Annotated in this window: 26 protein-coding genes and 1 tRNA gene; 1 reads left to right on the forward strand and 26 read right to left on the reverse strand. The window is 32.1% G+C overall.

What is annotated here, in order from left to right:
* The 7 genes from rpoZ to NBE98_RS10150 form a co-directional block, all read right to left on the reverse strand.
* Complete coding sequence (rpoZ, locus tag NBE98_RS10120; protein WP_250814825.1) at positions 1-219, reverse strand: DNA-directed RNA polymerase subunit omega; 219 nt, start codon at positions 217-219, stop codon at positions 1-3.
* Complete coding sequence (gene gmk / locus NBE98_RS10125) at positions 200-829, reverse strand: guanylate kinase (RefSeq protein ID WP_250814826.1); 630 nt, start codon at positions 827-829, stop codon at positions 200-202. The genes rpoZ and gmk overlap by 20 nt, the downstream gene beginning before the upstream one ends.
* A complete protein-coding gene (gene remA, locus NBE98_RS10130) occupies positions 829-1,104 on the reverse strand; it encodes an extracellular matrix/biofilm regulator RemA (protein ID WP_250814827.1) in 276 nt (91 codons plus the stop codon). Before remA ends, gmk begins: the two co-directional genes overlap by 1 nt.
* Positions 1,105-1,119: 15 nt before the next feature.
* On the reverse strand, positions 1,120-1,998 hold the full coding sequence (locus tag NBE98_RS10135) for a YicC/YloC family endoribonuclease (RefSeq protein WP_250814828.1): 879 nt from the start codon (positions 1,996-1,998) through the stop codon (positions 1,120-1,122).
* A 184-nt stretch (positions 1,999-2,182) separates the two neighbouring features.
* The gene (locus tag NBE98_RS10140; RefSeq protein WP_250814829.1) at positions 2,183-3,331 is read right to left on the reverse strand and encodes an aminotransferase class I/II-fold pyridoxal phosphate-dependent enzyme; all 1,149 of its coding nucleotides are present in this window, start codon (positions 3,329-3,331) and stop codon (positions 2,183-2,185) included.
* A 118-nt stretch (positions 3,332-3,449) separates the two neighbouring features.
* Complete coding sequence (locus tag NBE98_RS10145) at positions 3,450-4,466, reverse strand: asparaginase (protein ID WP_349305914.1); 1,017 nt, start codon at positions 4,464-4,466, stop codon at positions 3,450-3,452.
* A 122-nt stretch (positions 4,467-4,588) separates the two neighbouring features.
* Complete coding sequence (locus NBE98_RS10150; protein WP_250814830.1) at positions 4,589-5,152, reverse strand: cob(I)yrinic acid a,c-diamide adenosyltransferase; 564 nt, start codon at positions 5,150-5,152, stop codon at positions 4,589-4,591.
* Between the two features lie 118 nt (positions 5,153-5,270).
* Between NBE98_RS10150 and NBE98_RS10155 the strand changes: the two genes are divergently transcribed.
* Positions 5,271-5,432: a hypothetical protein gene (locus NBE98_RS10155; protein WP_250814831.1), complete on the forward strand. Its 162-nt coding sequence runs from the start codon at positions 5,271-5,273 to the stop codon at positions 5,430-5,432.
* A gap of 36 nt (positions 5,433-5,468) precedes the next feature.
* Here NBE98_RS10155 and NBE98_RS22445 read toward each other — a convergent pair whose 3' ends face one another.
* From NBE98_RS22445 to aroE, 19 genes are all read right to left on the reverse strand, one after another.
* Positions 5,469-5,597: a hypothetical protein gene (locus NBE98_RS22445; protein ID WP_284703625.1), complete on the reverse strand. Its 129-nt coding sequence runs from the start codon at positions 5,595-5,597 to the stop codon at positions 5,469-5,471.
* Between the two features lie 102 nt (positions 5,598-5,699).
* A tRNA-Pro gene (locus NBE98_RS10160) sits at positions 5,700-5,775 on the reverse strand.
* A 92-nt stretch (positions 5,776-5,867) separates the two neighbouring features.
* On the reverse strand, positions 5,868-7,346 hold the full coding sequence (gene spoIVA / locus NBE98_RS10165) for a stage IV sporulation protein A (protein ID WP_250814832.1): 1,479 nt from the start codon (positions 7,344-7,346) through the stop codon (positions 5,868-5,870).
* Between the two features lie 86 nt (positions 7,347-7,432).
* Entirely contained in the window at positions 7,433-8,437 is a 1,005-nt protein-coding gene (locus NBE98_RS10170) for an NAD(P)H-dependent glycerol-3-phosphate dehydrogenase (RefSeq protein ID WP_250814833.1), read from the reverse strand.
* Position 8,438: 1 nt separating this feature from the next.
* On the reverse strand, positions 8,439-9,755 hold the full coding sequence (gene der / locus NBE98_RS10175) for a ribosome biogenesis GTPase Der (RefSeq protein ID WP_250814834.1): 1,317 nt from the start codon (positions 9,753-9,755) through the stop codon (positions 8,439-8,441).
* The gene (locus tag NBE98_RS10180) at positions 9,756-11,072 is read right to left on the reverse strand and encodes a DUF512 domain-containing protein (RefSeq protein WP_250814835.1); all 1,317 of its coding nucleotides are present in this window, start codon (positions 11,070-11,072) and stop codon (positions 9,756-9,758) included.
* A 119-nt stretch (positions 11,073-11,191) separates the two neighbouring features.
* A complete protein-coding gene (pnpS, locus tag NBE98_RS10185; protein ID WP_250814836.1) occupies positions 11,192-12,889 on the reverse strand; it encodes a two-component system histidine kinase PnpS in 1,698 nt (565 codons plus the stop codon).
* 2 nt (positions 12,890-12,891) lie between these two features.
* Positions 12,892-13,587, reverse strand: a complete 696-nt coding sequence (locus tag NBE98_RS10190; protein WP_250814837.1) for a response regulator transcription factor — start codon at positions 13,585-13,587, stop codon at positions 12,892-12,894.
* A 15-nt stretch (positions 13,588-13,602) separates the two neighbouring features.
* Positions 13,603-14,313 carry a peptidoglycan editing factor PgeF gene (gene pgeF / locus NBE98_RS10195; protein WP_250814838.1) on the reverse strand — a complete coding sequence of 237 codons (711 nt, stop codon included), beginning with the start codon at positions 14,311-14,313 and terminating at the stop codon, positions 13,603-13,605.
* Positions 14,314-14,423: 110 nt separating this feature from the next.
* On the reverse strand, positions 14,424-14,879 hold the full coding sequence (gene nrdR, locus NBE98_RS10200) for a transcriptional regulator NrdR (RefSeq protein WP_250814839.1): 456 nt from the start codon (positions 14,877-14,879) through the stop codon (positions 14,424-14,426).
* Between the two features lie 69 nt (positions 14,880-14,948).
* Positions 14,949-15,218, reverse strand: a complete 270-nt coding sequence (locus tag NBE98_RS10205; RefSeq protein WP_250814840.1) for a YlmC/YmxH family sporulation protein — start codon at positions 15,216-15,218, stop codon at positions 14,949-14,951.
* Positions 15,219-15,351: 133 nt separating this feature from the next.
* Positions 15,352-16,125, reverse strand: coding sequence for an RNA polymerase sporulation sigma factor SigG (sigG, locus tag NBE98_RS10210; RefSeq protein WP_250814841.1), 774 nt, complete (start codon positions 16,123-16,125; stop codon positions 15,352-15,354).
* Positions 16,126-16,200: 75 nt separating this feature from the next.
* On the reverse strand, positions 16,201-16,908 hold the full coding sequence (gene sigE, locus NBE98_RS10215) for an RNA polymerase sporulation sigma factor SigE (protein WP_250814842.1): 708 nt from the start codon (positions 16,906-16,908) through the stop codon (positions 16,201-16,203).
* 15 nt (positions 16,909-16,923) lie between these two features.
* Positions 16,924-17,724 carry a sigma-E processing peptidase SpoIIGA gene (spoIIGA, locus tag NBE98_RS10220; protein ID WP_250814843.1) on the reverse strand — a complete coding sequence of 267 codons (801 nt, stop codon included), beginning with the start codon at positions 17,722-17,724 and terminating at the stop codon, positions 16,924-16,926.
* A gap of 165 nt (positions 17,725-17,889) precedes the next feature.
* Positions 17,890-18,972: a cell division protein FtsZ gene (ftsZ, locus tag NBE98_RS10225; RefSeq protein ID WP_250814844.1), complete on the reverse strand. Its 1,083-nt coding sequence runs from the start codon at positions 18,970-18,972 to the stop codon at positions 17,890-17,892.
* A gap of 15 nt (positions 18,973-18,987) precedes the next feature.
* Entirely contained in the window at positions 18,988-20,244 is a 1,257-nt protein-coding gene (ftsA, locus tag NBE98_RS10230; protein ID WP_250814845.1) for a cell division protein FtsA, read from the reverse strand.
* A gap of 196 nt (positions 20,245-20,440) precedes the next feature.
* Positions 20,441-21,712: a glycosyltransferase family 2 protein gene (locus tag NBE98_RS10235; RefSeq protein WP_432432681.1), complete on the reverse strand. Its 1,272-nt coding sequence runs from the start codon at positions 21,710-21,712 to the stop codon at positions 20,441-20,443.
* Positions 21,713-21,924: 212 nt separating this feature from the next.
* Positions 21,925-22,980, reverse strand: coding sequence for a type IV pilus twitching motility protein PilT (locus tag NBE98_RS10240; RefSeq protein WP_250814847.1), 1,056 nt, complete (start codon positions 22,978-22,980; stop codon positions 21,925-21,927).
* A 13-nt stretch (positions 22,981-22,993) separates the two neighbouring features.
* Complete coding sequence (gene aroE / locus NBE98_RS10245) at positions 22,994-23,764, reverse strand: shikimate dehydrogenase (RefSeq protein WP_250814848.1); 771 nt, start codon at positions 23,762-23,764, stop codon at positions 22,994-22,996.
* Between the last annotated feature and the right edge of the window lie 65 nt (positions 23,765-23,829).

Below are 23,829 nucleotides of genomic sequence, written 5' to 3' on the forward strand. Positions count from 1 at the left end.
CTATTTAATTCCTTCTTTCACTGTTTCGTATACTATTTCACCTGAATAAACCTCGTTTATAGCTACAGTTAAAGGCTTATTTTTTTCTGTATCGATTAATGGTTTACTGCCATCTATTATTTGTCTAGCTCTCTTTGAAGTTATTATTACCAATGAATATCTGTTGTCAACTTTGTTTAACAAATCTACTATAGATGGATTAATCATAGAGTTGTTCATGAATTGACTCCTCCTTTGAATTTAAAATTGTATCTTTAATTCTATCTACTCTACATCTTTCTGCGACCACAATGCTTTCTATTTTCTTTACTGCTTCTTCAACTGTATCATTAACCACAGCATAACTATATTTTGATACATAGTTAATCTCTTTATAGGCAGACTTAAATCTAGTCATCAGAGATTCTGGAGTCTCACTCCCTCTTCTTATTATTCTTTGTTTTAATTCTTCCATAGATGGCGGAAGAATAAAAATGAAAATCCCCTCTCTAAATGCTTCTTTAACTTTTAACGCCCCTTGTATATCAATCTCTAAAATCACATCTTTGCCGCTTTCAAGTACTTTTAAAACATTAGATTTAGGAGTTCCATAATAATTTCCATAGACCTCTGCATATTCTAAAAAATCATCTTTTTCAATTCTTTGCTTAAACTCATCCTTAGTTATAAAAAAATAGTTCTTGCTGTCAATTTCTCCTTCTCTAGGCTGTCTGGTGGTTGCTGATACTGAAAGCCAAAACTCATTGTTATCAAGAAGAGCTTTGCATATTGTACCCTTCCCTGCTCCAGAAGGCCCTGAGATAACTAATAAAAGTCCTTTTTCTTTCATTATTCATCTACCTCATCAATTTCCACTTCATCCTTATTAGATGATAATCTATGTGCAACAGTTTCAGGCTGAACTGCTGACAAAATTACATGATCGCTGTCAGTTATTATTACTGCCCTAGTTCTTCTTCCATAGGTAGCATCAATAAGCATACCTCTATCTCGGGCTTCTTGAATTATTCTTTTTATTGGTGCTGATTCAGGACTTACAATAGCTACAAGTCTATTTGCAGAAACTATGTTACCGAAACCAATATTTATTAGCTTAATGCTCATTCTAATCCTCCTAGCTTACTCAACATTTTGAACTTGCTCTCTAATTTTTTCTATTTCATTTTTAATGTTTAAAACTATATTGGTTAATTCTAAGTCGTTTGCTTTAGAAGCAATGGTATTTGCTTCTCTATTCATCTCCTGTATAATAAAGTCTAATTTCCTGCCTATAGGCTCAGCAAGCTCAAGAGTGTCTTTCATTTGGACTATATGACTGTTAAGCCTCACTATTTCTTCATCAATATTTGATTTATCTGCAAATATTGCTATTTCCATTGCCATACGACCTTCATCAAGCTTAGCATCATTCAAAAGTTCTTTAACTCTTTTTTCTAATTTTTCCTTATATTCCACTAAAAGTACAGGAGCTCTTTCGACAATCTTAGCAATATGGTTATTTATGTAATTGCATCTTGATAATATGTCTTCCTTTAATTTTAGCCCTTCTTTTTGCCTCATAGAAACAAGCATATCAATAGCAGCATTTAATGATACCGATATTATATTCCATAAGGTCTCAATATCTTCTTCCTTTTGGTTTAATGTTATAACATCAGGAAACCTTGAAATGAGTGAAACGGAAATATCATCTCTTACTTCATATCTATCTTTGATTTCTTTAAGACATTTAATATAGCTATCAGCTAGAGCATAATTAAAATTTGCAGCTACATCATTTGAGGCAATAATATTCTGTGTTACATAGACATCAATCTTACCTCTATTAATCTTTTCAGATAGAGCTCTTCTTATTCTATCCTCTAGAGAAGCTAAATTTCTAGGCATTTTAATATTTAAATCCAAATATCTATGATTAACGCTTTTTATTTCTACAATAAAACTTCTTCCATTTTCTTCTGTACTTCCTCTTCCAAATCCAGTCATGCTATTGGTCATAATAAGCTCATCCTTCCGACCCATTATTAAGTTCACACCTAATTATACATAAACCATTCATAAAATTGCAAGATAAATTTGCTTATAAGGTTAATTTTGGAGATATTTAAATCATATTAAATTTTATTTTTAAAGCATAGATGGTTTTTTTAGTTAAATCCATCTATGCTCTAGAAGAATTTTTTTAATAACATCTTAAATTGCTCATTATTTTATCTATTTCGTACTTATCTTTAGTTAAGGCTATTCTAAAATAGCCTTTTCCACACTCACCAAAAGCTGTTCCAGGTGTTACAACTATCCCAAAATCATTTAATAATTCTTCACAAAAGCTTTCAGTGGTATAATTCTTTGGGACTTTGCACCAAACATAAAATGTGCCTTCGCTCTTATAAAAATCGATATTATGTTTACTAAGAAGTTTTTCAGTTAATACCTTTCTCTCAAGATATACCTTTCTTATATCATCAACATACTTACGGCTAAGTTTTAACGCCTCAATTGCTGCATATTGAATAGGAATAAACTGACCAGAATCTACATTACTTTTTATCTTTAATAATGCTTTTATTATATCTCTATTTCCTACAGCATATCCAATTCTAAAACCAGTCATGTTATATATTTTAGAAAAAGTTCCAAATTCTATACATTGTTTTTTGCTATCAACCTGTAAAATACTCAATGGTTTTTCCCCAGGCCTTAGTATCTCATTATAGGCACCGTCATTTATTACAACAATATTTTTTTTGCTGCAAAATTTTAAAGCATCTTTGTAGAAGCTTTCATTTGCTACCGCCCCGGTAGGATTATTTGGATAATTAAGCATCATAAATTTACTTTTTTCTAAAATTTCATCCGGTATATTTAGCAGTTCTGGCAGATAATTGTTTTTCTCTTCAAGTTCAAACTTGAATGTTTTTACCCCCCAAAGACGACAGCAAGTTTCGTAAACAGGATAAGCAAGCTTCGGTACTAATGCATAGTCGCCAATACTGCATAAAGCAGGAATTACGTTATTTAATCCTTCTTTTGAACCGATTAAAATCAGCACCTCATTAACATCTAGTTTTACAGAATATACATCATTATAATATTTAATAATGCTATTTTTAAGCCCATCTACACCAGAGTAAGGAGGGTATTTATTATAATCTTCTATACCCAGTCCTCTAATAAGTCCGTCAATTATATTATTTTCAACTGGCAAGTCTGGATCACCAATGCTTAAATCTAAAAGAGTTTTTCCACTAATTAATAATTTTTTTTTAATCTCATCGAGCCTTTGAAAATGATATTCAGACAAAGAATCTAATCTATTATTAACCTTCATTGAATATTCCCCCAAAAGATAGTTTTTTATCATACTATTCATTTGAACAGCTAATTGTTACTGGATTTGAGGCATGAAAAAAGACTGAAATGCATATAAACATTTCAATCTATACTAATTAATGATATTGATAATGTCCTGACTCAAATATATCCTTAATAGCAGCCAGGTCATTAGTCTTGCTTAAAGCCAGCATTAGCTTTATTCTCGCTTTTTGACCAGGTAAGTTGTCCCCAAAGATAACACCGAGGTTTCTAAGCTCTTTTCCACCACCATGATATCCATAGGAATCAAGAACTCTACCTTGAAAACATCTCGACACTAATACTACTGGAACTCCTTTTTCTATAGCTCTCTTAATTCCATCAACCATACTTGGAGGAATGTTTCCTCTTCCAAAAGCTTCAATTACTATTCCCCTTGTTCCTTGATTTAAACAATAATCTATATATTTTGAATCCATACCTGCAGCGCATTTTATTAAATCTACATTGGACTCAATATTATGCGTAAAGATATGATGTTTCTTAAGACTATCTCTATAGAAAATAACCTCATTGCTATCTACGATTCCTATAGGCCCAAAGTTAGGACTTTTAAACGTATCTAAACTCATGGAATTTGCTTTAGTAACTTCACTTGCACAATTAAGTTCATCATTCAAGCAAACAAGCACTCCTCTATTTTTGGACTCATCCGAAATAACCGTACATATAGATGCTGCTAAATTTGCTGGACCATCATATCCTAATTCAGAGCTATTTCTCATTGATCCAGTTACTACAACTGGCTTCTCGCTATTAATTGTCAAATCTAATAGAAACGCAGTTTCTTCTAAAGTATCTGTGCCATGAGTTACTACAGCACCAGTTATGTCTTCCCTATCTAAGAATTTCTGAATGTATTTAGACAATTCCAGCATTGTTTCAGGAGTCATATGTGGTCCTGGCAAATTAGAAAAAGTATATGACTCTATTTGAGCAAATTTTTCTATTCCAGTAACCATTGACATTATTTCCTCTCCAGTAAGAGTAGGAACTGCAGCATGAATCCTAGGATCGACTTTCATGGATATTGTTCCGCCATTAAAAATTACTGCAACTTTTTTTTCAGTGTTGCTATTGCTAACTTCCACCTTTAACACCCCTTAGAGTAATATAATTGATTTGAATTAATTGAAATAATTCTTTCACACATTATATATTTTACAATATTTATTTCATAAAGTCATCATTTTTATAGCAACACTAGAATTTCTTATTGATTTAGGATCATTGGCTCATCCTTATACCCTTGCAACTCATTTACAAATCTGCTAACAGTAAAAAAGTAATCAGATAATCGATTTATGTACTCATAGCTTTTAGGATAAAACGAATCTTCTAAAGCTCTTACGTAAATTCTTTCAACTCTCCTGACTAATGTTCTCAATGTATGTGAAAAGGCCGCTATCTTGCTTCCAGAATAATAAATAAATGATTTCATAGGCTCCGTCTTATCAACCATATAGTCTATCTCATTTTCTAAAATACTAATTTCGTCGTCTGATATATACAATTCTGTAAACTCCGTTGAAATTTCTATGCCAATTAGATAAAGGTGATACTGAATTTTTTTAAGGATTTCATCTAATCTTTTTTCATTTTCTGCTTTAAAATCACAAAAACTTGATTTTATAAGACTTCTTAGAAGTCCTATATTAGCATTTATTTCATCTATTCCGCCTTGAAGTTCCATTTCAATGTCTGCTTTTGAATACTTTTTATTAAGTAAGTTTGTAGTAAATCCTTTGTCTCCAGTCTTAGTATAAATCTTATCCATGATATTCCTCTTTTCTTATAAAAATTTAATATAAGAGTATATAATATTTGTCTTTGCTTAAAATAAAAACATACCTACTAGATAGATATTGACAACCTATCGCCAGGAGGTGATAAATATGATAAATATACCAGTAATGAATGATGTTGATAATTTAAACAACAATATTGATGATACCCCACAAGATGATATAGTTTCTTATGATTACGGTGATAATTTGACTGCAAAGCTTGGAGGAAAATATGCAAAAATAATCGAATACTATGAAAACAGATTGTAAAAAACCGGAATTTAAAAGAGCTTGTTAAAAGCTCTTTTAAATTTTAGGCAATCCCCTTACTGGCTCTGTTGCATCTGGTTTTACGTCTAAGGTTATAGGATTAGCTCTCTTTTCATTAGTAGTTTTATTATCATTTTTTCTTTTCTTTTCACCTTTTGTTGCCATATTATCATCACCTCAATAATATGGTACCCAAGCTTAATAATTCATATTCTATAAATAATTATAAAATAAAGCTCATAATCATATGATTACAAGCTTTTCCTATGGTCTGGGTAACAGGATTTGAACCTGCGACCTCTAGAACCCCATTCTAGCGCGCTACCATCTGCGCTATACCCAGATAACAACATTATTATAGCACAGAATAAATAAAAATCAATATAAATTAGGCATACTTTGGTAGGTATGCCTAATTTAATACATAACTATGAATTAAAGTATTATGCAAATCAAGCCGCCATTGCCCTCATTGATAATTTTTTGAAGAGTTCTTTGAAGCTTACTTTGAACGTCTTCAGGCATTTTATATAACTTGTTCTGAAGCTCCTCTTTTACGAGTATTTCTAATGGCTTTCCAAACATATTGCTTTGCCAGATTTTTGATTTATCATTTTCAAATTGTTCAAGAAGCGACTTCATAAGTTCTTCACTTTGCTTTTCTGTGCCCATAATAGGTGATATTTCAGTCTCAATATCAGCCTTTATAAAGTGAAGAGATGGTGCGCTTGCCTTAAGCTTAACAACACATCTACTTCCCTGCTTCACAAACTCAGGCTCTTCAAGCTTCATTTCAGATAACTGAGGAGCAACCAAACCGTAACCAGTTTCTTTTACGTCTTTTAAAGCAGCTTCTACCTTATCATACTCAACCTTTGCTCTGTGTAAATCGTGCATTATTGATAAAAGTTCATTTTCACCTTTTATTTCATATCCACATACTTCACTCAGAACTCTGTAGAATAAACCGCTCTTAGGATTGAAACCTACACGAGCTGTTCCATTTCCCATGTTCATCTCACTCAGGTCTGCTACATCAAGAAACTCAACTTCTTTGAATTCGTCAAGCGAGCGTTTAATATCTCTAACCTTAAATATTTTTTTACACATATCCTTTACAAGGTTAAAGAAGTTAGCCTTAAGCCAGTGCTTAGAATCTAATTTTTCAATCCATTCAGGTATGTCTATGTTGATTTCAGCCACTGGGAATTCCTTAAGTACAACCTGGAAGACAGTTGCTATATCTTCTTCCTTCATATTAAGTACATCCATAACCTGAACAGGAACATCATATTTTGCTTCTAATTCTAGTTTTAGAGCCAATGTCTTAGGATCATTAACACGTGCTGAATTTAAAATAATAATAAATGGCTTATTTATTGCTTTTAATTCATTTACAACTCTTTCTTCAGCCTCCGTGTAATCCTCTCTTGATATATCAGTTATGGAACCATCAGTTGTTACAACTAGTCCTATTGTTGAGTGCTCGTTTATAACCTTCTTTGTGCCAATCTCTGCCGCCTCTTCAAAAGGTATTTCATGATCATACCAGGGGGTTGATACCATTTTAGCTTCATTTCCTTCTGTATAACCTGAAGCTCCTTTAACAATATAACCAACACAATCAACCATTCTAACCTTAAATTTAGCCCCATCTCCTAGCTTAACTTCTACTGCTTCATTCGGAACAAATTTAGGTTCAGTTGTATGAATAGTTTTTCCTGATGCACTTTGAGGCAGTTCATCCTTTGCCCTTTGTTTCTTATAGGAGTTCTCAATATTGGGTATTACCATCAAATCCATAAATCTCTTTATAAACGACGATTTACCTGTTCTTACTGGTCCAACAACTCCAACATAAATGTCTCCCTGCGTTCTTTCGGCTATGTCCTTATATATATCGAAATTTTCCAACGCATACCCTCCCAATTAATACATATTAACACTATATATATATTGGGAAAAAATAAAATTATTACAAAAAATCTTTTATTTAATATTTATATATCATAAATCTCACTCTTTTTATCACGTGACATAAGTTCGTATACTCCATGCTTTGCATCTTTACCTTCAAACAACACTTTGTGAAGCACTTCAGTTATGGGCATAGAAACATTAAGCTGTTCTTTAAGCTTATAAAATGCATTGCAGGCCTTTATGCCTTCAACAACCATGCCAATTTTAGAAGTAGCTTCTTCTACAGAAACTCCCTGTCCTATTAAAATTCCTGCTCTTCTATTCCTGCTATGCATACTAGTGCAAGTTACTATAAGATCTCCCATGCCTGTTATTCCGGCAAAAGTTTCACTTTTTCCACCAAGCTTTATTCCTATCCTCGTAATTTCGCTCATACCTCTTGTCATTAAAGCTGATTTTGTATTATCTCCATAACCTATACCATCAGATATTCCTGCAGCCAAAGCTATAATATTTTTTACTGCTCCACCTATTTCCACTCCGATAATATCTTCATTTGTATAAATTCTAAATTTATTGGTCATAAATATATCCTGAATTTTCTCGGCACTTGTCATATCTCTCGATGTAACTACTACTACAGTAGGTATATCTAAAGCAACTTCTTCAGCATGACTTGGTCCAGATAAAACCACAACAGGGCACTGGGGAATTTCTTCTTCAATAACCTGAGATAACCTTTTAAGTGAATCTTCTTCTATCCCTTTTGCTATACTTACTACTATTTGATTCTCATTAACTAACTGACTTATTTGTCTACTCAATATTCTAATGACATGTGAGGGCACAGCTAGCACAATTACATCACTTCCACTTACCGCTTCTTCTATATCTGAGAATGCTTTTACATTATAGGGAATAGTTATTTTAGGCAGATACTTTAAATTTTCTCTTTTAACATTTATATCTTCTATAACGCTTTTATCTCTGTCCCAAATATTGACTTCCAAGCCTTTTTTCGCAAGCATTATTCCTAGAGCAGTACCGAAACTTCCGCCACCTAAAAAAGTAACCTTACAACTCATATTACTCTTTCCTCTCTCTGAATTGTAGTTTTATTGTAGTTCCCTTGAAGTCAAAGTTTTCTCTAAGCTGGTTTACTAAATATCTCTCATATGAAAAATGCAATGTTTGATAATCATTAATAAAAAATATAAATAATGGTGGTTTAGTCTCAGCTTGTGTTACATAGTAAATCTTTAGTCTCTTTAAGCCAACAATAGGTGGTTCCTTCATTAAAACTGCCTTGTTTATTACGTCATTTAAGAGCCCTGTAGATACACGCTTAGAAAAGTTTCCATAGCATTCTTTAGCTACTTCAAGCACCTTGTGCACTCTCTGACCAGTCTTTGCAGATATAAAGAGATATGGCGCATAATCTATAAAGGATAAATTATACTGAAGATTCTTTTTGAAGGTATCCATAGTTTTATCGTCTTTTTCAATCAGGTCCCATTTATTAACTATAACCATTATTGCTTTTCCTTGTTCATGGGCATAACCAATAATTTTTTCGTCTTGATCTGATACACCTTCAGTAGCATCTATCATTAAAATACAAATATCAGCTCTTTCAATAGCAGCTAAAGTTCTTACAGCACTATATCTTTCAAGTTCTTCTTTTATCTTGCTTTTCCTTCTGAGTCCAGCCGTATCAATAAGCAAAAACTTTCCTATATCTGTTTCTAGTACACTATCTATTGCATCACGCGTAGTTCCAGGGATATCGCTAACTATAACTCTTTCTTCACCTAAAAGCTTATTAATAAGTGAGGATTTTCCTACATTAGGTTTCCCAACCATAGCTATCTTAATATACTCATCTTCTTCACTAGAAGAATCATCTTCTGGAAAATAAGATACTACTCTGTCTAGCATATCACCTAATCCTAAGCCTTGTGATGAAGATATGGTAATAGGATCACCTATTCCTAAATTATAAAACTCATAGGCATTGTCTTCTTCCTTTAGTGAGTCCACCTTGTTTACAACTAATACTATAGGCTTCTTACTTTTCCTAAGCATCTGAGCAACTTCTGCATCAGCACCTGTAAGGCCCTCTTTACCATCAACAATAAACACTATAACGTTAGCTGTATCAATAGCAATCTGTGCCTGCCGTCTCATTTGAGATAATATAACATCTCCATTTTCAGGCTCTATACCACCAGTATCAATAATAGTAAAATTATATCTTAGCCATTCTGCCTCAGCGTATACTCTATCTCTTGTTACCCCCGGAATATCTTCAACTATAGAAATTCTCTTTCCAGCAATCTTGTTAAAAAGAGTGGATTTTCCCACATTCGGTCTTCCAACTATTGCCACAATCGGTTTGCCCATTTATTTTTCCTCCTTGCAAAAATTATTAATCTTCTCTATTAAATCTTCTCCTGAATAATCAGTTATTATAATTTTTCGGTTTAACGTATTTTCAAGTTCATTCAAAGTAATGTCATCAAGAAAAACATCTTCACCGCTTCTTAGCATATTTCTAGGTATTATTACGTATTCGCCTAAAGCATATTCCTTAACCTGAGAAATTATATCCCTGCCAGTTAATAATCCGGCCACAGTTATAGTTTCACCAAAAAACCTATTTACTATTTTTACAGTATCTATTTTAATTTCGGAATTCTCTAAATTAATTCTTTTAGCCGCAGCCTCAATTTCTTTGAAAGCAGAGGTTCCAGTAATAAATGTAAATGATCCTGTAGCATTTTTATTTAAGTTCTTTAAAGTGTTATTAATATTATCTCTAAACAATCTAATCATTCCTATTCCATCTTCCAGCTGTTCATAATTACCATAAAACTCCGAAGGAGGAACATCCAAATCGGCCAATATATAAAATTCATCCGATAACCGGATAAAAGGGTGATCAACTATACTAATATATTTTTCCTGAAGCGTTGAAACCATAGCAATCTCTTTGCGGCTGCTTTCTCTGTCATATAAAGTTACTGGAAAAAGCCCTTCCCTAAATTTTGTTGCGCCAACAGGTACAACAGCCAAGTTTTTTATTGCAGGGTACAGCTTAAATAAATCTTCACTTGTTCTAATGAGTTCTTCTCCATTATTTAGTCCAGGACAAAGAACTATTTGACAGTTAATATCTATTCCTGCTTCAGCCAACTTTTTTAATCTTTCATATATGTTTCCGGCAAATCTATTATTAAGCATTTTTACTCTAAGTTCTGGATTTGTAGTATGAACCGAAACATTAATAGGACTAATTCTATATCTTATAATCCTATCGATATCTTCATCCTTCATATTTGTCATAGTTACAAAGTTACCTTGCAGAAATGATAATCTTGAGTCATCATCTTTAAAATATAGAGTATTTCTCATGCCTTTCGGAAGTTGATCAATAAAACAAAACACACATTTATTAGAGCAGCTTCTAGCCTTGTCTAAAATAGAACTTTCAAATTCTACACCCAAATCTTCATCATACTCTTTTTCGATTTCTAAATCCCAAAGTTCACCATTTATCTTTTCTATCTGAACAACAATATATTCATCAGCCATTAGAAATTTATAGTCAATAATATCTTTGACAACAGTGTCATTGATAGTAATTAGCTTATCTCCTACCTCTATCTCTAATTCTTCAGCTATACTGCCTGGAATCACTTTAACTATAGTATTCTTCATATTGCCACTCCTAATTGGTAATGTATTCATTAAGTTATAATACCTTAACTGAGAATTTTAGTCAATGCATACCATTCCCAATAAGATGAAAAATAAAAAAGATAGACATTCTATCTTTTTTAAAAAGGTATTTTAACAGTAAATTTTGTTCCCTTTCCTACTTCACTTTCAACATTTATGCTGCCGTTTAAACTTAATACAATATGTTTTACAATAGCCAGTCCTAAACCCGTTCCTCCTTGAGCTCTTGATCTTGCTTTATCAACTCTATAAAACCTTTCAAATATACGGCTTAAATGCTCCTTAGACATACCAACTCCTGTATCTTCCACCCAGATAATTTTTTTATTATTTTCTATATCTGCGCCAATAAATACTCTATCACCTTCTTCAGAGTATTTTATAGCATTATCTACAAGGTTTATGAGCATCTGCTTAAATTTGTCGATATCTCCTTTTAGCATAATATCTTTGTTTATTTCAGTCTTAAGATTAATTTTTTTATTTTCTGCGGTATTTTTCATTAAGTAATACACATCTTGTATTACCTGGTTAACATTAAACAATTCACTTTTTATTTCCTTGTGCTGCTCTATATAAGATAAAGTTAAAATGTCATTAATTAATCTTGTTAACCTTTCAGCTTCATCATTAATAATATCTAGAAACTTATCTCGTTTTTGGGGATCTTCTACAAATTTAAGAGTTTCAGCAAACCCCTTTATTGAGGTTAAAGGAGTTTTAAGCTCATGAGAAACATTTGCAACAAACTGTGATCTCATATTTTCAAGTCTCTTTATATCGGTGATATCCTGAACCACGGCTACAGTTCCAATTAACTCATTGTCATTAATAATATCTGCCCTTCTAATTCTTAAATCTCTTTCTTTAGGCCATAGTAATTTTAGCTCCGTATATTGGTCAGTAGTATTATTAAATATGCTCTCTAATTCAAAATCTTTTATAATGTGCATTAAATCTTGTCCTATTATATCTTTATTAATTCCAAATATCTCTTCAGCATATGGATTTATCATTATCACCTTATGATTTTTATCTACAGCTATAACACCACTATCCATACTTTTTAAAATAGCTTCCAGCTTTGTCTGCCTCTCTGTCACTTCTTTAATTGATTTTTGAAGTTTATCAGCCATATCATTGAAGGCTTTTCCTAACTCTCCAATTTCATCATTGCTTAGTATCTTAACTCTCCTAAAAAGTTCTCCATTTGCTACTCTAAAAGTTATATGCTGAAGATCCTTTATAGGTTTTAGTATTACTTGAGAAAGTCTTGAAGAAATAACTGATGCCGATAAAATTACACCTACTATTACTATAATATAACTCTTAACATACCTATTTTCAAAGCTATTAATAAATTCCAAAGGCAGTGAGCTTCTCATTATAAATCCATCATTAAATTCTGCAGCTGCATAAAGCATGTTTTTTTTCATAGATTCGCTATATCTTACGCTGTATCCATAGCCCTTCTGCCTTGCTTGAATAATTTCAGGACGGTTATTGTGATTATTCATTGTTTCATTATCAATTTTCGAATCAAGTAAGACATTGCCAGACTTGTCTATATATGTAACTCTGGTTTCGATATTACTTAGGTTTGTTTTAAAGAAAGATTCATTGCTTAAAACGTTATTTGAATTTATTAGGCTTATGACAAATGCATTATTGCTTTGAAGATTGTGCTGCAAGTTCTGACTATATTGGTTATTAATAATTTTTATAAAAAATATAGTTAAAATGATTACACTGCAAATTAGTACACTAAGAATAGATTGTATTAGTTTCCTCTTCATTTTTAGTCTCCTATATTAAACCTGTACCCAACCCCTCTTATTGTTTCGATAAATTTTGGTGACTTATCGTCCTCTTCAATCTTCTGCCTTAAATGTCTGATATGAACGTCTACAGTTCTAGTTTCACCAAAATATTCATATCCCCAAACCTTATCTAAAAGAAATTCTCTAGTTACAACTCTACCTTTATTTTTTATAAGTATTTCAAGCACTTCAAATTCTTTAAGGGTTAATTCGACTCTTTTTCCTTCCTTTGTTACTTCGTGTTTCTCAAAATCAACTATTATATTATCAAATCTATAGGACTTATCTATAGGTTGGATAGTAGTTCTTCTTAATACAGCCTTAACCCTTGCCAAAAGTTCTCTTATAGAAAATGGCTTAGTCATATAGTCATCTGCACCTAGTTCCAAGCCAAGTATTTTATCCAATTCCTCACTCTTAGCAGTTATCATGATAATAGGTATACTGGATATATTATTATCCTTTCTAATTTCTTTGCAAACGTCATAGCCATCTATTCCAGGAAGCATTACATCCAGCAGAATTAAATCTGGTTTTTCTACCTTGGCAAGCTTTAAAGCTTCTGTGCCAGTACTGCAGCATATGACTTTATACCCGCTATTTTCTAAATTGAATTTTAATAACTCTTGTATATGTTCTTCATCGTCAACAGCTAGTATCTTATATTCCAACATAATTGATCCTCCAATTTACTCTAAATAGACAAAGGAAAACATTCTACCACAGCTATCCTTATCTTTTCTATAGGAATAAAGTTGCACATCTTCACTACAATAGGTACAAATATCAATACATTTAATATTTTTTTGCTGTACTCCTACATGTTCTAATTGAGCAACAATGCACCTTTCAAGATTTAGATTTCCCTGATTTACTATTTCTAAATCTCTATACAGCTTATTATCTAAAAATAACTCTTCTACATCCTTTCCTATTTCATAGCAGCACCCCCTGTTATGAGGCCCTATATATACTATTAAATCCTCAGGAATACTTCCATAATTATTTATGAGTTCTAATACAGTATTTGCAGAAATTCCATTAAGAGTCCCCTTCCACCCACTGTGAACGGCTGCAATAACTTGCTTAGCCTTGTCAAAGATTAAAACCGGTACACAATCTGCTGTAAATATACCAACAGCTACATTCTTTTTATCAGTTATCAAAGCATCCCCTTCGTATAAATTGCCATCATAAGTAAAAATATTGCCACTGTGTATTTGAGAAAGATATCCTACATCCTTTAAACAGAACCAAGCTTTTAATTTTTCAATGTTATCTTTACCTTCTGTATAGTTTATATTAAAATCAAGCTCTCCCTTAGAAGTAGAAAATAATATATTAGCATTGTCCTCTTTTACCTTCAAAAATTCATGATTATCTATATATAATGATTCCAAAACTACTTCACCTCATAATAAGATTTTATCACGTCATTGTATTTTAGATATAATTTCCTAAAAAACTTAACTGTAATTTAACACATAATAAAAATGCCCATAGGGCATTTTTACTTGTTTATCATTAAGTTTTTAATCTCTTCCATAAATGTATTAATGTCTTTAAATTGTCTATATACGGAAGCAAATCTAACATAGGCTACATCGTCTATGCTTTTCAAATTTTCCATTATCATTTCACCTATATAGTCAGATTTAACCTCAGTTAGCATTTGATTGCTTAATTGCTTTTCTATATTATCAGCTATAGTTTCTATTTGCATACGGGAAACCGGTCTCTTCTGGCATGCCTTTAAAAGCCCGTTTATAATCTTGGACTTATCGAAATATTCTCTGCTACTGTCTTTTTTTATAATCAAAACAGGTATATCTTCAACTTTTTCATATGTAGTATATCTTTTTGTGCATTTTAAGCATTCTCTTCGCCTTCTGATAGACATATCATCTTCTGTTGACCGTGAATCTACAACCTTGCTTTCTTCATGGCCGCAGTATGGACATTTCAATTCATTCACATCCTTTTGTTATATGATTCTGTTATACAAGTACATTATATACTTAATTAAATATTTTTTCTACTCTCTATTGCTAATCGCTAACCCGCTTCCATCAACAAGAATTACGTCAATACCTATCTTCGTTACCTTTGACCACGGAATTTCAATACTATCATTTTTACTGAACCAGGATATTTTCTGATTTGGTAAAAGTATAGATAAAATTTTATATTGATCACAGTCTACCTTTAAGTCTTTTATAAAACCAAGCTTTGCTCCTGTTGATAGGTCTATTACTTCCATAGATCTTATGTTTCCTATAGAATACATAGATAATTCCATTTTCATCCTCTCCTCCATAATATGTTAATTTTACAAATATTATTGCTTGTACATGTATTAGAATAAGACCTTAATACAATTCTATGAAGCTAGTACACTATATATGAAAAAAGTGCATAAAAAAGAGCCCTTAGGGCTCTTATATGTATTTTCTCATATGTCTAAGGGCTGTTTTTTCTAATCTTGATACTTGTGCTTGGGATATTCCTATCTCATCCGCAACTTCCATTTGAGTTCTTCCATCAAAGAATCGCAGCGTTAAAATAAGTTTTTCCCTATCATTAAGCTTTTTCATAGCCTCTTTTATTGATATATTTTCTAGCCAACTGTCGTCTAGATTTTTGTTATCGCTGATTTGATCCATAACATATATAGCATCACCGCCATCATGGTATATGGGTTCAAATAGAGAAACCGGATCTTGAATTGCATCTAATGCAAACACAACCTCTTCTCTAGGAACCTTAAGTTCTTTTGCAATTTGAGAGATAGTAGGCTCCTTGTTATTCTCACTTACTAATTTATCCCTCACCTGAAGCGCTCTATAGGCTATGTCTCTAAGCGATCTGCTAACCCTAATAGAATTATTATCCCTAAGGTATCTTCTTATTTCTCCTATGATCATTGGCACAGCATATGTTGAAAATTTTACATTTTGGGATAAATCAAAATTATCAATGGCTTTTATTAATCCTATACAACCAACTTGAAATAAATCATCTACATTTTCTCCTCTATTGTTGAATCTTTGTATAACGCTCAAAACCAATCTTAGATTGCCCTTAATGAATTTTTCTCTAGAAGCTTCATCCCCATCTTTCATGTTATAAAGCAGCCGTCTCATCTCTGCTTCCTTTAAAACTGGGAGTTTTGCGGTATTAACACCACAAATTTCTACTTTGTTTATCATCATCCTGTCATCAGCCCCTTTTGAATAGTAGCATTTAAATTGTTTCCCGAGGGGCTGTTTTTTATACTAAAGACAACCTTATATCATTTTATTTATTTCTTTTTTTAGTCTCTTAATAATTCTTTTTTCCAGTCTTGATATATAAGACTGCGATATTCCAAGCATATCAGCTACTTCCTTTTGCGTTTTTTCTCCTTCACCATTTAATCCAAATCTCAATTGTACAATTTCTTTTTCTCTTTTATTTAATTTTTTCATAGCGACAAATAGCAACTGCTTGTCTACCTCATCTTCTATTAAATTATATACAGCATCATTCTCTGTTCCCAAAATATCTGAAAGTAGAAGTTCATTGCCATCCCAATCTATATTCAATGGTTCATAAAAAGATATTTCTGCTTTTACTTTACTATTTCTTCTTAAATACATTAATATCTCATTTTCAATACATCTAGATCCATAGGTTGCGAGCTTTATCTTTTTATTTGGGTCAAAAGTATTTACAGCCTTTATAAGCCCAATAGTTCCTACTGAAATTAAATCTTCAACATTAACACCAGTATTTTCGAATTTACGAGCAATATATACTACCAGTCTTAAGTTTCTTTCAATCAATATTGATCTGACACTCTCATCACCAATAACAAGCTTTGCAACCAAGTCCTCTTCTTCTTCCTTACTTAATGGAGGAGGTAATGCATCGTTTCCACCAATGTAATATAATTTCCCAACGAAAGCTTTGAATCTGGTCAATAATCTGTTTAATAATATTTTTAATCTAATCATAACGTCCCCCCGTACTCAAATTATTCCTCTTGATAACAATGCCTGGTATTCATTTAAACTGCTTAAGTTATTTTCACATAATGCAACTATAACTTCTTTCTGTTTTATTTCGTTGCCATAATGAATTTTAATATACTCTGGTTTAAATCCTATCAATTTACCAACACTGCCATCAACAACTCTGTATGGTATGTAGAAAGCATTTTTTTCATTTATATCAATATCTTGAAAATAACTTTTTTCTATTATCATCACCGGTAAATTAGTGGCCGGTTCTCTTAATTCATTTCCAGTATCTAAAAATGCTAAAACCTTCTTTTCAATATTATTGCTAACAATATCTACAGTATATATAAGTGTACTTAATTCTTTTCTATCCTTTATAAAAATGACTAATCTATTTATTGTTAAATAAAATATGATTATAGCAAGCATAAGTTTCTTATACTCAAAATCGTAGAAAACGCTAAAGTCACCCATATAATTTGTTTGATTAAACACTATAAAGAAACATAACCCTGCTAAAAGCATAGAATAAAGCATATAAATCAATAGAGCTTTTAAATTAAACAAAACATTTAATTGATTGAACACAATTAGAACCATAACACCTGCTATCAATACCTTAAATAATAGACTTGTAAAAATTATAAGGCTTGGATATATCTTTGTTAAAACATAAGCAGCACCTATTATAGCAGCTAATGCAAGTTTCCAGGTTTTAACCTTAATCCTAATAGTTTGGGAAGTTATATATAGCAAAAAATAATTTACAATGAAATTCTCTAAAAGCAAAGTATCCAGATATATAACCAATTTACCTCCCCCCTTTAAATTAATTATATATCTATTCTTTTCAAAATTTTGTCACTTTTTATTTAGACTTATTATTTTTTATTCTTAAAATGTGTCAAAATACCTCACCATAAATCCTTTTAGCTACTGAAAAATGACAAAATAAAAAAGTGCCTTTCGGCACTTTTATCTTCTTGAGGACCTTCTTAAAAAAGCAGGTATTTCAAGATCATTATCTTCTTGTTTTTCTTTTTCCATTGTTATAGCAGCTTCGCTTCTACCAATTGAGGCCTTTGAACTAGCCCCTTCATGCTTAACTTGCTCAAACCCAGTTGCAATAACTGTTATTCTGATTTCGTCCTTTAAATTTTCATCAATAACTGCACCAACAATTATATTGGCATCAGGATCAGCAGCTTGTTGAACAATCTCTGCAGCTTCATTCATTTCTATCAAGGAGAAATCCTGTCCACCTGTAATATTTAAAAGCACTCCAGTTGCACCAAGAATTGATGTTTCTAGCAATGGACTAGAAATTGCCTGCTTAGCAGCATCTTGAGCTCTGCTGTCGCCACGGCCTTCTCCAGTGCCCATGTGAGCTAATCCCTTATCAATCATTATTGTCTTAACATCTGCAAAGTCCAGGTTAACAAGTCCTGGTATAGTTATTAGATCCGAAATACCTTGAACCCCTTGCCTTAATACATCATCAGCAAGTTTAAATGATTCAACTAGTGGAGTTTTTTTATCAACAATACTTAATAACCTTTCATTTGGAATTGTAACAAGAGTATCTACTCTTTCTTTCAAATTCTTAATCCCTAGTTCTGCATTAAGCATTCTTTTTCTTCCTTCAAAAGGGAATGGCTTGGTTACAACACCGACAGTTAATATCCCCATAGATTTTGCAATTTCTGCAATTACCGGTGCAGCACCAGTACCGGTACCTCCACCCATTCCAGCAGTTATGAATACCATATCCGCTCCCTTAATAGCCTGAGAAATTTCTTCTTTACTTTCTTCAGCAGCTTTCATACCAATTTCAGGATTAGCACCGGCACCTAACCCTTTAGTAAGCTTATCACCAATTTGAATTTTTTGTGATGCTTGTGAAAGCATTAAAGCTTGTTTATCAGTATTTACTACTATAAATTCTACATTTTTAAGTCCACCCTTAATCATTCTGTTTACAGCGTTATTTCCACCACCGCCGCAACCAATTACTTTTATCTGCGCAAATTGTTGAAAATCAACATCAAAATCTAGCACAATAATACCTCCTTATTAGAAAAAATCTGCTAAAAATCCTTTGATTTTAGATAAAACGCCTGTTTGTTCACTATCCAACTCTCTTCCATCCTGCTGTTCTTCCCTATATACCGTAGTTTCTTTACTTTTTCGCACAGGTTCTGCGTAACTTGATGATTTTGTGACATCTCTTATTATACCAACAGCTGTATTATATACTGGACTTGATGCTCCCAAGTATTCAGGAACTCCAACTCTGACTGGTATATTAAATACATTTCTGCCAAGCTCACAAATGCCCTTAAAGTAGCTAACTCCACCACCTACTATAATTACATTTGCAATATCCTCAAGATGACCACTATGTTGAAGACTATCTTTAATTAATATAAAGTATTCCTCTACTCTAGCTTCAATAATATCAATCAAAGTAGAATAATTCACATTAACAATATCGTTATATCCAACACTAACCTTTATAGTGTTAGCAGCTAAATTACTTGGTTTTTCTAAGCTACCATATTTAAGCTTTAAATTATCCGCTTCAGAAAAAGGTATTTTAAGACATAACGCAATATCATTGGTAATTGTGTTTCCTCCAAACGGTATCATTTCTGTATATAGAATATCTCCATCTTTATAAACAGAAATATCAATTTTATCTGCACCAATATCTAAAAGAACTGAACCCATTTTTAACTCGTCCTTTTTCAGTGCGATTTGAGATACTACCAATGGCTCTAGTGCTATTCCATTAACACTTAAGCCGGAGTTTCTTACACTTTTTATTAAATTGCTTACGATAGTTGTTTGAGCTAAAATCACATGTGCATCCACTTCTAATTTGAGCCCTGACATGCTAATAGGGTCTTTAATATTATCAAATCCATCTATTATATATTCATTTGGGATTACTCCAATAATTTCCTTATTTGATGGAATAGATATCACCTTTGCAGCATTTAACACTCTTTGTACATCATTCTTATTAATTTCACGATCTTCAGAAGATATTGCAACAACACCCTGACTAGGTACTAACTCGCAAATACCACCTGGAAGAGATATATAGACATTAGTAATTTCTTTATCAATCATTCTGTTTAGTTGCTCAATACAGCTTCTGATTGCTTCTGAAGTACTATCAATATCAACTACTATGCCCTTCTTTAAACCGCTGCAAGCAACAGACTTTACACCTGCTATTTGAAGTTTTCCTTGCTTATCAATTTTACCAGCAGCGCCGCATATTTTGGAAGATCCAATATCAATTCCTACTATGTATTCATCCATTAAGTCACTTTCCCCCCTCATAAGAGAACACTAAATTATATATTCAACAAAAATTCTGTTTTTCCTCTTAATTTTTAATAAATTTATCATAATTTCTAATTTTTTTTATTTCTATATAATTTAATACACTTTTGTTATTTAAACTTAATTTATATAGAATAAGACAGCAATATATTGCTGTCTTATTCTATATAAATTAATTAACTTTTTCGAGCTCTGAAATATTTATACTGCGCGTATGTACAGTATGACTCCATTCCTTTTTATTCTTATCTATAATACCTTGTATAGATATTGGTAACCAAGTTATTGTATAGATAGGAAAAATAAAATAATAAAGGAACACCTTAAAATCAAGTTTTTTATCTAAAAACAATACTATTGGAGTATATATGAACTGTAATACAGAAACTACCAATAAAATCATAGTAATAGTATTTATATTAGATAAATTAAATATTGCAGGGACATTAGAGAAAGTAAACAATCCCTTAATTGTTGTAAATAAACTTTTAAACCTGCTTGCAGCATCTAATAGAGTAGCAATACCAAGTACTATAATAATCATAGGCTGTATACTATAAAGAGCGCAGTCAATAGCAGTAAAATTACGTTCTACAATGCCTTTTTTAATTAGTTTCAAAAAATACCTGCCAGTTACATCTGCAAAACCTTGCATCCATCTTTTTCTCTGCCACCATGACTGTGACAAAGTTAATGGTTTTTCATCATACACAACAGCATCGTGTGCCCAGCCTACCTTGTGGCCATTCAACACTAGCTTGCAAGTAAATTCAAGATCTTCAGTTAAACAAGTTGCACCCCAGCCTAATTCTTTTAAAGTGTCGGTATCAATACAGAAGCCTGTTCCACCCAACTGATTAGAAAGCCCTAAATTTCTTCTTGAAAGTTGAAACATTCTATTTGATGTCCAGAAAGCTATGGAATAACTTCCTGTAATCCAAGTATCATGAGGATTTTTACTATCAAGATATCCTTGAACAACCTTAAATCCCTCACAAAGCTTTGTATTCATTTCTCTTAAGAAGTTTCTGGAAGCAAGATTATCTGCATCAAATATAACAACTGCATCATATTTTCTATCCAACTTAAAAATCTTGTCAAAAACCCATTCTAGTGCAAATCCTTTTCCACGTTTAGTTTTATTATATCTTTCATATACTATTGCACCAGCACTTTTACTTTTAGCTGCGGTTTTATCAGTACAGTTATCAGCAACAACAAAAATGTCATATAAATTCTTTGGATAGTCCAATCTTTTTAAACTATGGATTATGTCTTGAATTACTTGTTCTTCGTTATGTGCTGCAACTATTAACGCGAAGCTTTTCTTTGGTTCTACAGAATTATTTTCTTTTTTTCTATAAAGCCCAAAAAAAGAGATGCATAAATAATACATTGAAATAACAAAAACTATATTACTTAGCGCCTTCGAACTAAACTGCATTATTGATGTTATTATATCCAATATCAATCCCCCCTAGTTCACAAGATATTTTAGCACAAATCTATACTAATTGCTATAGGGTTTATATTTTTATTTGTATTTATCATTGTTTATAATCAAATTTTATTTTGATTATAAACCGTAAATAGTATTTGTATACTCTAGTTAAAACAGATTATTCCTACTTTAATAGCTATTTTATCATCAATAAATTATAAAGAAAGCATTTTGAGAAGCATTTCCTTATCAACAGAGTGTGTCAATGCTGATTCATTGGTAATTAATCCTTTTCTGTATAATTCTGATAAAGCCATATCCATCGTTCTCATCCCGTATTTAGCACCAGTTTGAACCACCGATTCTATCTGATGAGTCTTTCCTTCTCTAACAAGATTTTGTACAGCCGGAGTCGTAGTCATAATTTCCAAAGCAGCAACTCTACCACCTCCAAATGCCCTTGGCAAAAGTTGCTGAGAAATTATCCCCTGAAGTACGGCAGCAAGTTGAACTTTTATTTGCTGCTGCTGATAAGGAGGAAAAACATCAATTATTCTATCTATAGTTTTAGCGGCTCCAATAGTGTGGAGCGTAGAAAAAACTAAATGACCTGTCTCAGCTGCTGTTATGGCTATCGAAATTGTTTCTATATCTCTCATTTCACCAACTAATATAACATCGGGGTCTTCACGAAGTACAGCTTTTAATGCATTTTGGTAACTGTGACTATCTTTCCCAATCTCTCTTTGATTTATTATAGATTTATTATGTTTATGTAAATATTCAACAGGATCCTCCAAGGTAATAATATGTGCAGCTCTTGTTAAATTTATTTCGTTTATCATTGCAGCTAAAGTGGTACTCTTACCACTGCCAGTAGGCCCAGTTACCAACACAAGCCCTCTTTGTCTTTCTGTAAGTTCTCTTATTACTTGAGGATACCCTAAATCGTTCAAGCTAGGAATGTTTAATGCTACCACTCTAATCGCCAACGCATCGCTTCCTCTTTGCTTAAAAATGTTAACTCTAAAACGTCCTAATCCAGAAATTGAATAGGATGTATCAACTTCGCCGATACTTAAATATTGCGAGTATTCTTTTTCATCCAAAATTTCTTTTACATACTTCTCAGTATCACAAGGATTCAACCTTTCTGTGCCTACGGGAATTAATTCGCCACTTACTCTAATAGTTGGAGACACTCCAACTGTTAAGTGAAGATCCGATGCTCCCTTATCTGTTGTCATTTTAAGAAGTTCATATAGTGTCATGTTTATCCCCCTATCATTTTAATTGTAAGCTACTAATCCAAATATCGGCAGCCTTATATGCTTGATGCAAAAGCATCATCTTACCATTGATAATAAATGCACCCAGCTGCTCTGCTTTACTTAAAAATCTAGTTTTGTCAGGTCTATAAATCAAATCATAGAAAATGGAACTTTTATTAATTTCATCAAAATTTATGGGAATCTGATTTATAGAATTTATATTCCCTACTGGCGTACAATTAACTATAATATCATATTTGCTTAAATCTAAATAATCATTTATTGAAACTACCTTATACCTTCTATTAAAGTCATTTATCGCTTTTTCTGCATTTCTTGCAGCTATTTCAATAGTGCTGCAGCCTAAGTCATTAAGTGCACAGCTAACACTTTTAGCTGCACCACCAGCACCTAGAATAATTGCATTTCTTTTATTAAGGACTATATTATAATCCTTAATACTGCTTATAAAACCGTAATAGTCTGTGTTATATCCTACTAGCTTATCTTCTTCCACTACAACAGTATTAACAGCACCAATTTCATCTGCAGGATATTCTAATTGACTTAAATATTTAATAATTGTTTGTTTATAAGGTATAGTAACATTAAATCCTATAATATTATTCTTTTTTAAATTATTAATAAAATGCTCAATGCATTCTTCACTTAAATCAAACAATTCGTAACTTATAGGAACCTTCTTATTCAAGTAATAGTTGTTATGTATTTCTGGCGAACTAGAATAATTTATATTTTTGCCCAGTAGACCACATCTGTACAAAATATCCCTCCATTTTATTTTAATATATATTAATTCAACAAATCTTCCCAATATCCTCTAAGCTT

This window comes from Clostridium swellfunianum (assembly GCF_023656515.1).
In the GTDB taxonomy this organism is placed as follows: Bacteria; Bacillota; Clostridia; order Clostridiales; family Clostridiaceae; genus Clostridium_AT; species Clostridium_AT swellfunianum.

What these genes read in the sequence shown, in the direction of transcription:
- rpoZ (WP_250814825.1), bottom strand. Translation starts at nt 219, where the DNA reads ATGAACAACTCTATGATTAATCCATCTATAGTAGATTTGTTAAACAAA.
- gmk (WP_250814826.1), bottom strand. Translation starts at nt 829, where the DNA reads ATGAAAGAAAAAGGACTTTTATTAGTTATCTCAGGGCCTTCTGGAGCA.
- remA (WP_250814827.1), bottom strand. Translation starts at nt 1,104, where the DNA reads ATGAGCATTAAGCTAATAAATATTGGTTTCGGTAACATAGTTTCTGCA.
- NBE98_RS10135 (WP_250814828.1), bottom strand. Translation starts at nt 1,998, where the DNA reads ATGACCAATAGCATGACTGGATTTGGAAGAGGAAGTACAGAAGAAAAT.
- NBE98_RS10140 (WP_250814829.1), bottom strand. Translation starts at nt 3,331, where the DNA reads ATGAAGGTTAATAATAGATTAGATTCTTTGTCTGAATATCATTTTCAA.
- NBE98_RS10150 (WP_250814830.1), bottom strand. Translation starts at nt 5,152, where the DNA reads ATGGATAAGATTTATACTAAGACTGGAGACAAAGGATTTACTACAAAC.
- NBE98_RS10155 (WP_250814831.1), top strand. Translation starts at nt 5,271, where the DNA reads ATGATAAATATACCAGTAATGAATGATGTTGATAATTTAAACAACAAT.
- NBE98_RS22445 (WP_284703625.1), bottom strand. Translation starts at nt 5,597, where the DNA reads ATGGCAACAAAAGGTGAAAAGAAAAGAAAAAATGATAATAAAACTACT.
- NBE98_RS10170 (WP_250814833.1), bottom strand. Translation starts at nt 8,437, where the DNA reads ATGAGTTGTAAGGTTACTTTTTTAGGTGGCGGAAGTTTCGGTACTGCT.
- der (WP_250814834.1), bottom strand. Translation starts at nt 9,755, where the DNA reads ATGGGCAAACCGATTGTGGCAATAGTTGGAAGACCGAATGTGGGAAAA.
- NBE98_RS10180 (WP_250814835.1), bottom strand. Translation starts at nt 11,072, where the DNA reads ATGAAGAATACTATAGTTAAAGTGATTCCAGGCAGTATAGCTGAAGAA.
- pnpS (WP_250814836.1), bottom strand. Translation starts at nt 12,889, where the DNA reads ATGAAGAGGAAACTAATACAATCTATTCTTAGTGTACTAATTTGCAGT.
- NBE98_RS10190 (WP_250814837.1), bottom strand. Translation starts at nt 13,587, where the DNA reads ATGTTGGAATATAAGATACTAGCTGTTGACGATGAAGAACATATACAA.
- NBE98_RS10205 (WP_250814840.1), bottom strand. Translation starts at nt 15,218, where the DNA reads ATGAAAATGGAATTATCTATGTATTCTATAGGAAACATAAGATCTATG.
- sigG (WP_250814841.1), bottom strand. Translation starts at nt 16,125, where the DNA reads ATGATGATAAACAAAGTAGAAATTTGTGGTGTTAATACCGCAAAACTC.
- sigE (WP_250814842.1), bottom strand. Translation starts at nt 16,908, where the DNA reads ATGATTAGATTAAAAATATTATTAAACAGATTATTGACCAGATTCAAA.
- ftsA (WP_250814845.1), bottom strand. Translation starts at nt 20,244, where the DNA reads ATGGATGAATACATAGTAGGAATTGATATTGGATCTTCCAAAATATGC.
- NBE98_RS10235 (WP_432432681.1), bottom strand. Translation starts at nt 21,712, where the DNA reads ATGCAGTTTAGTTCGAAGGCGCTAAGTAATATAGTTTTTGTTATTTCA.
- NBE98_RS10240 (WP_250814847.1), bottom strand. Translation starts at nt 22,980, where the DNA reads ATGACACTATATGAACTTCTTAAAATGACAACAGATAAGGGAGCATCG.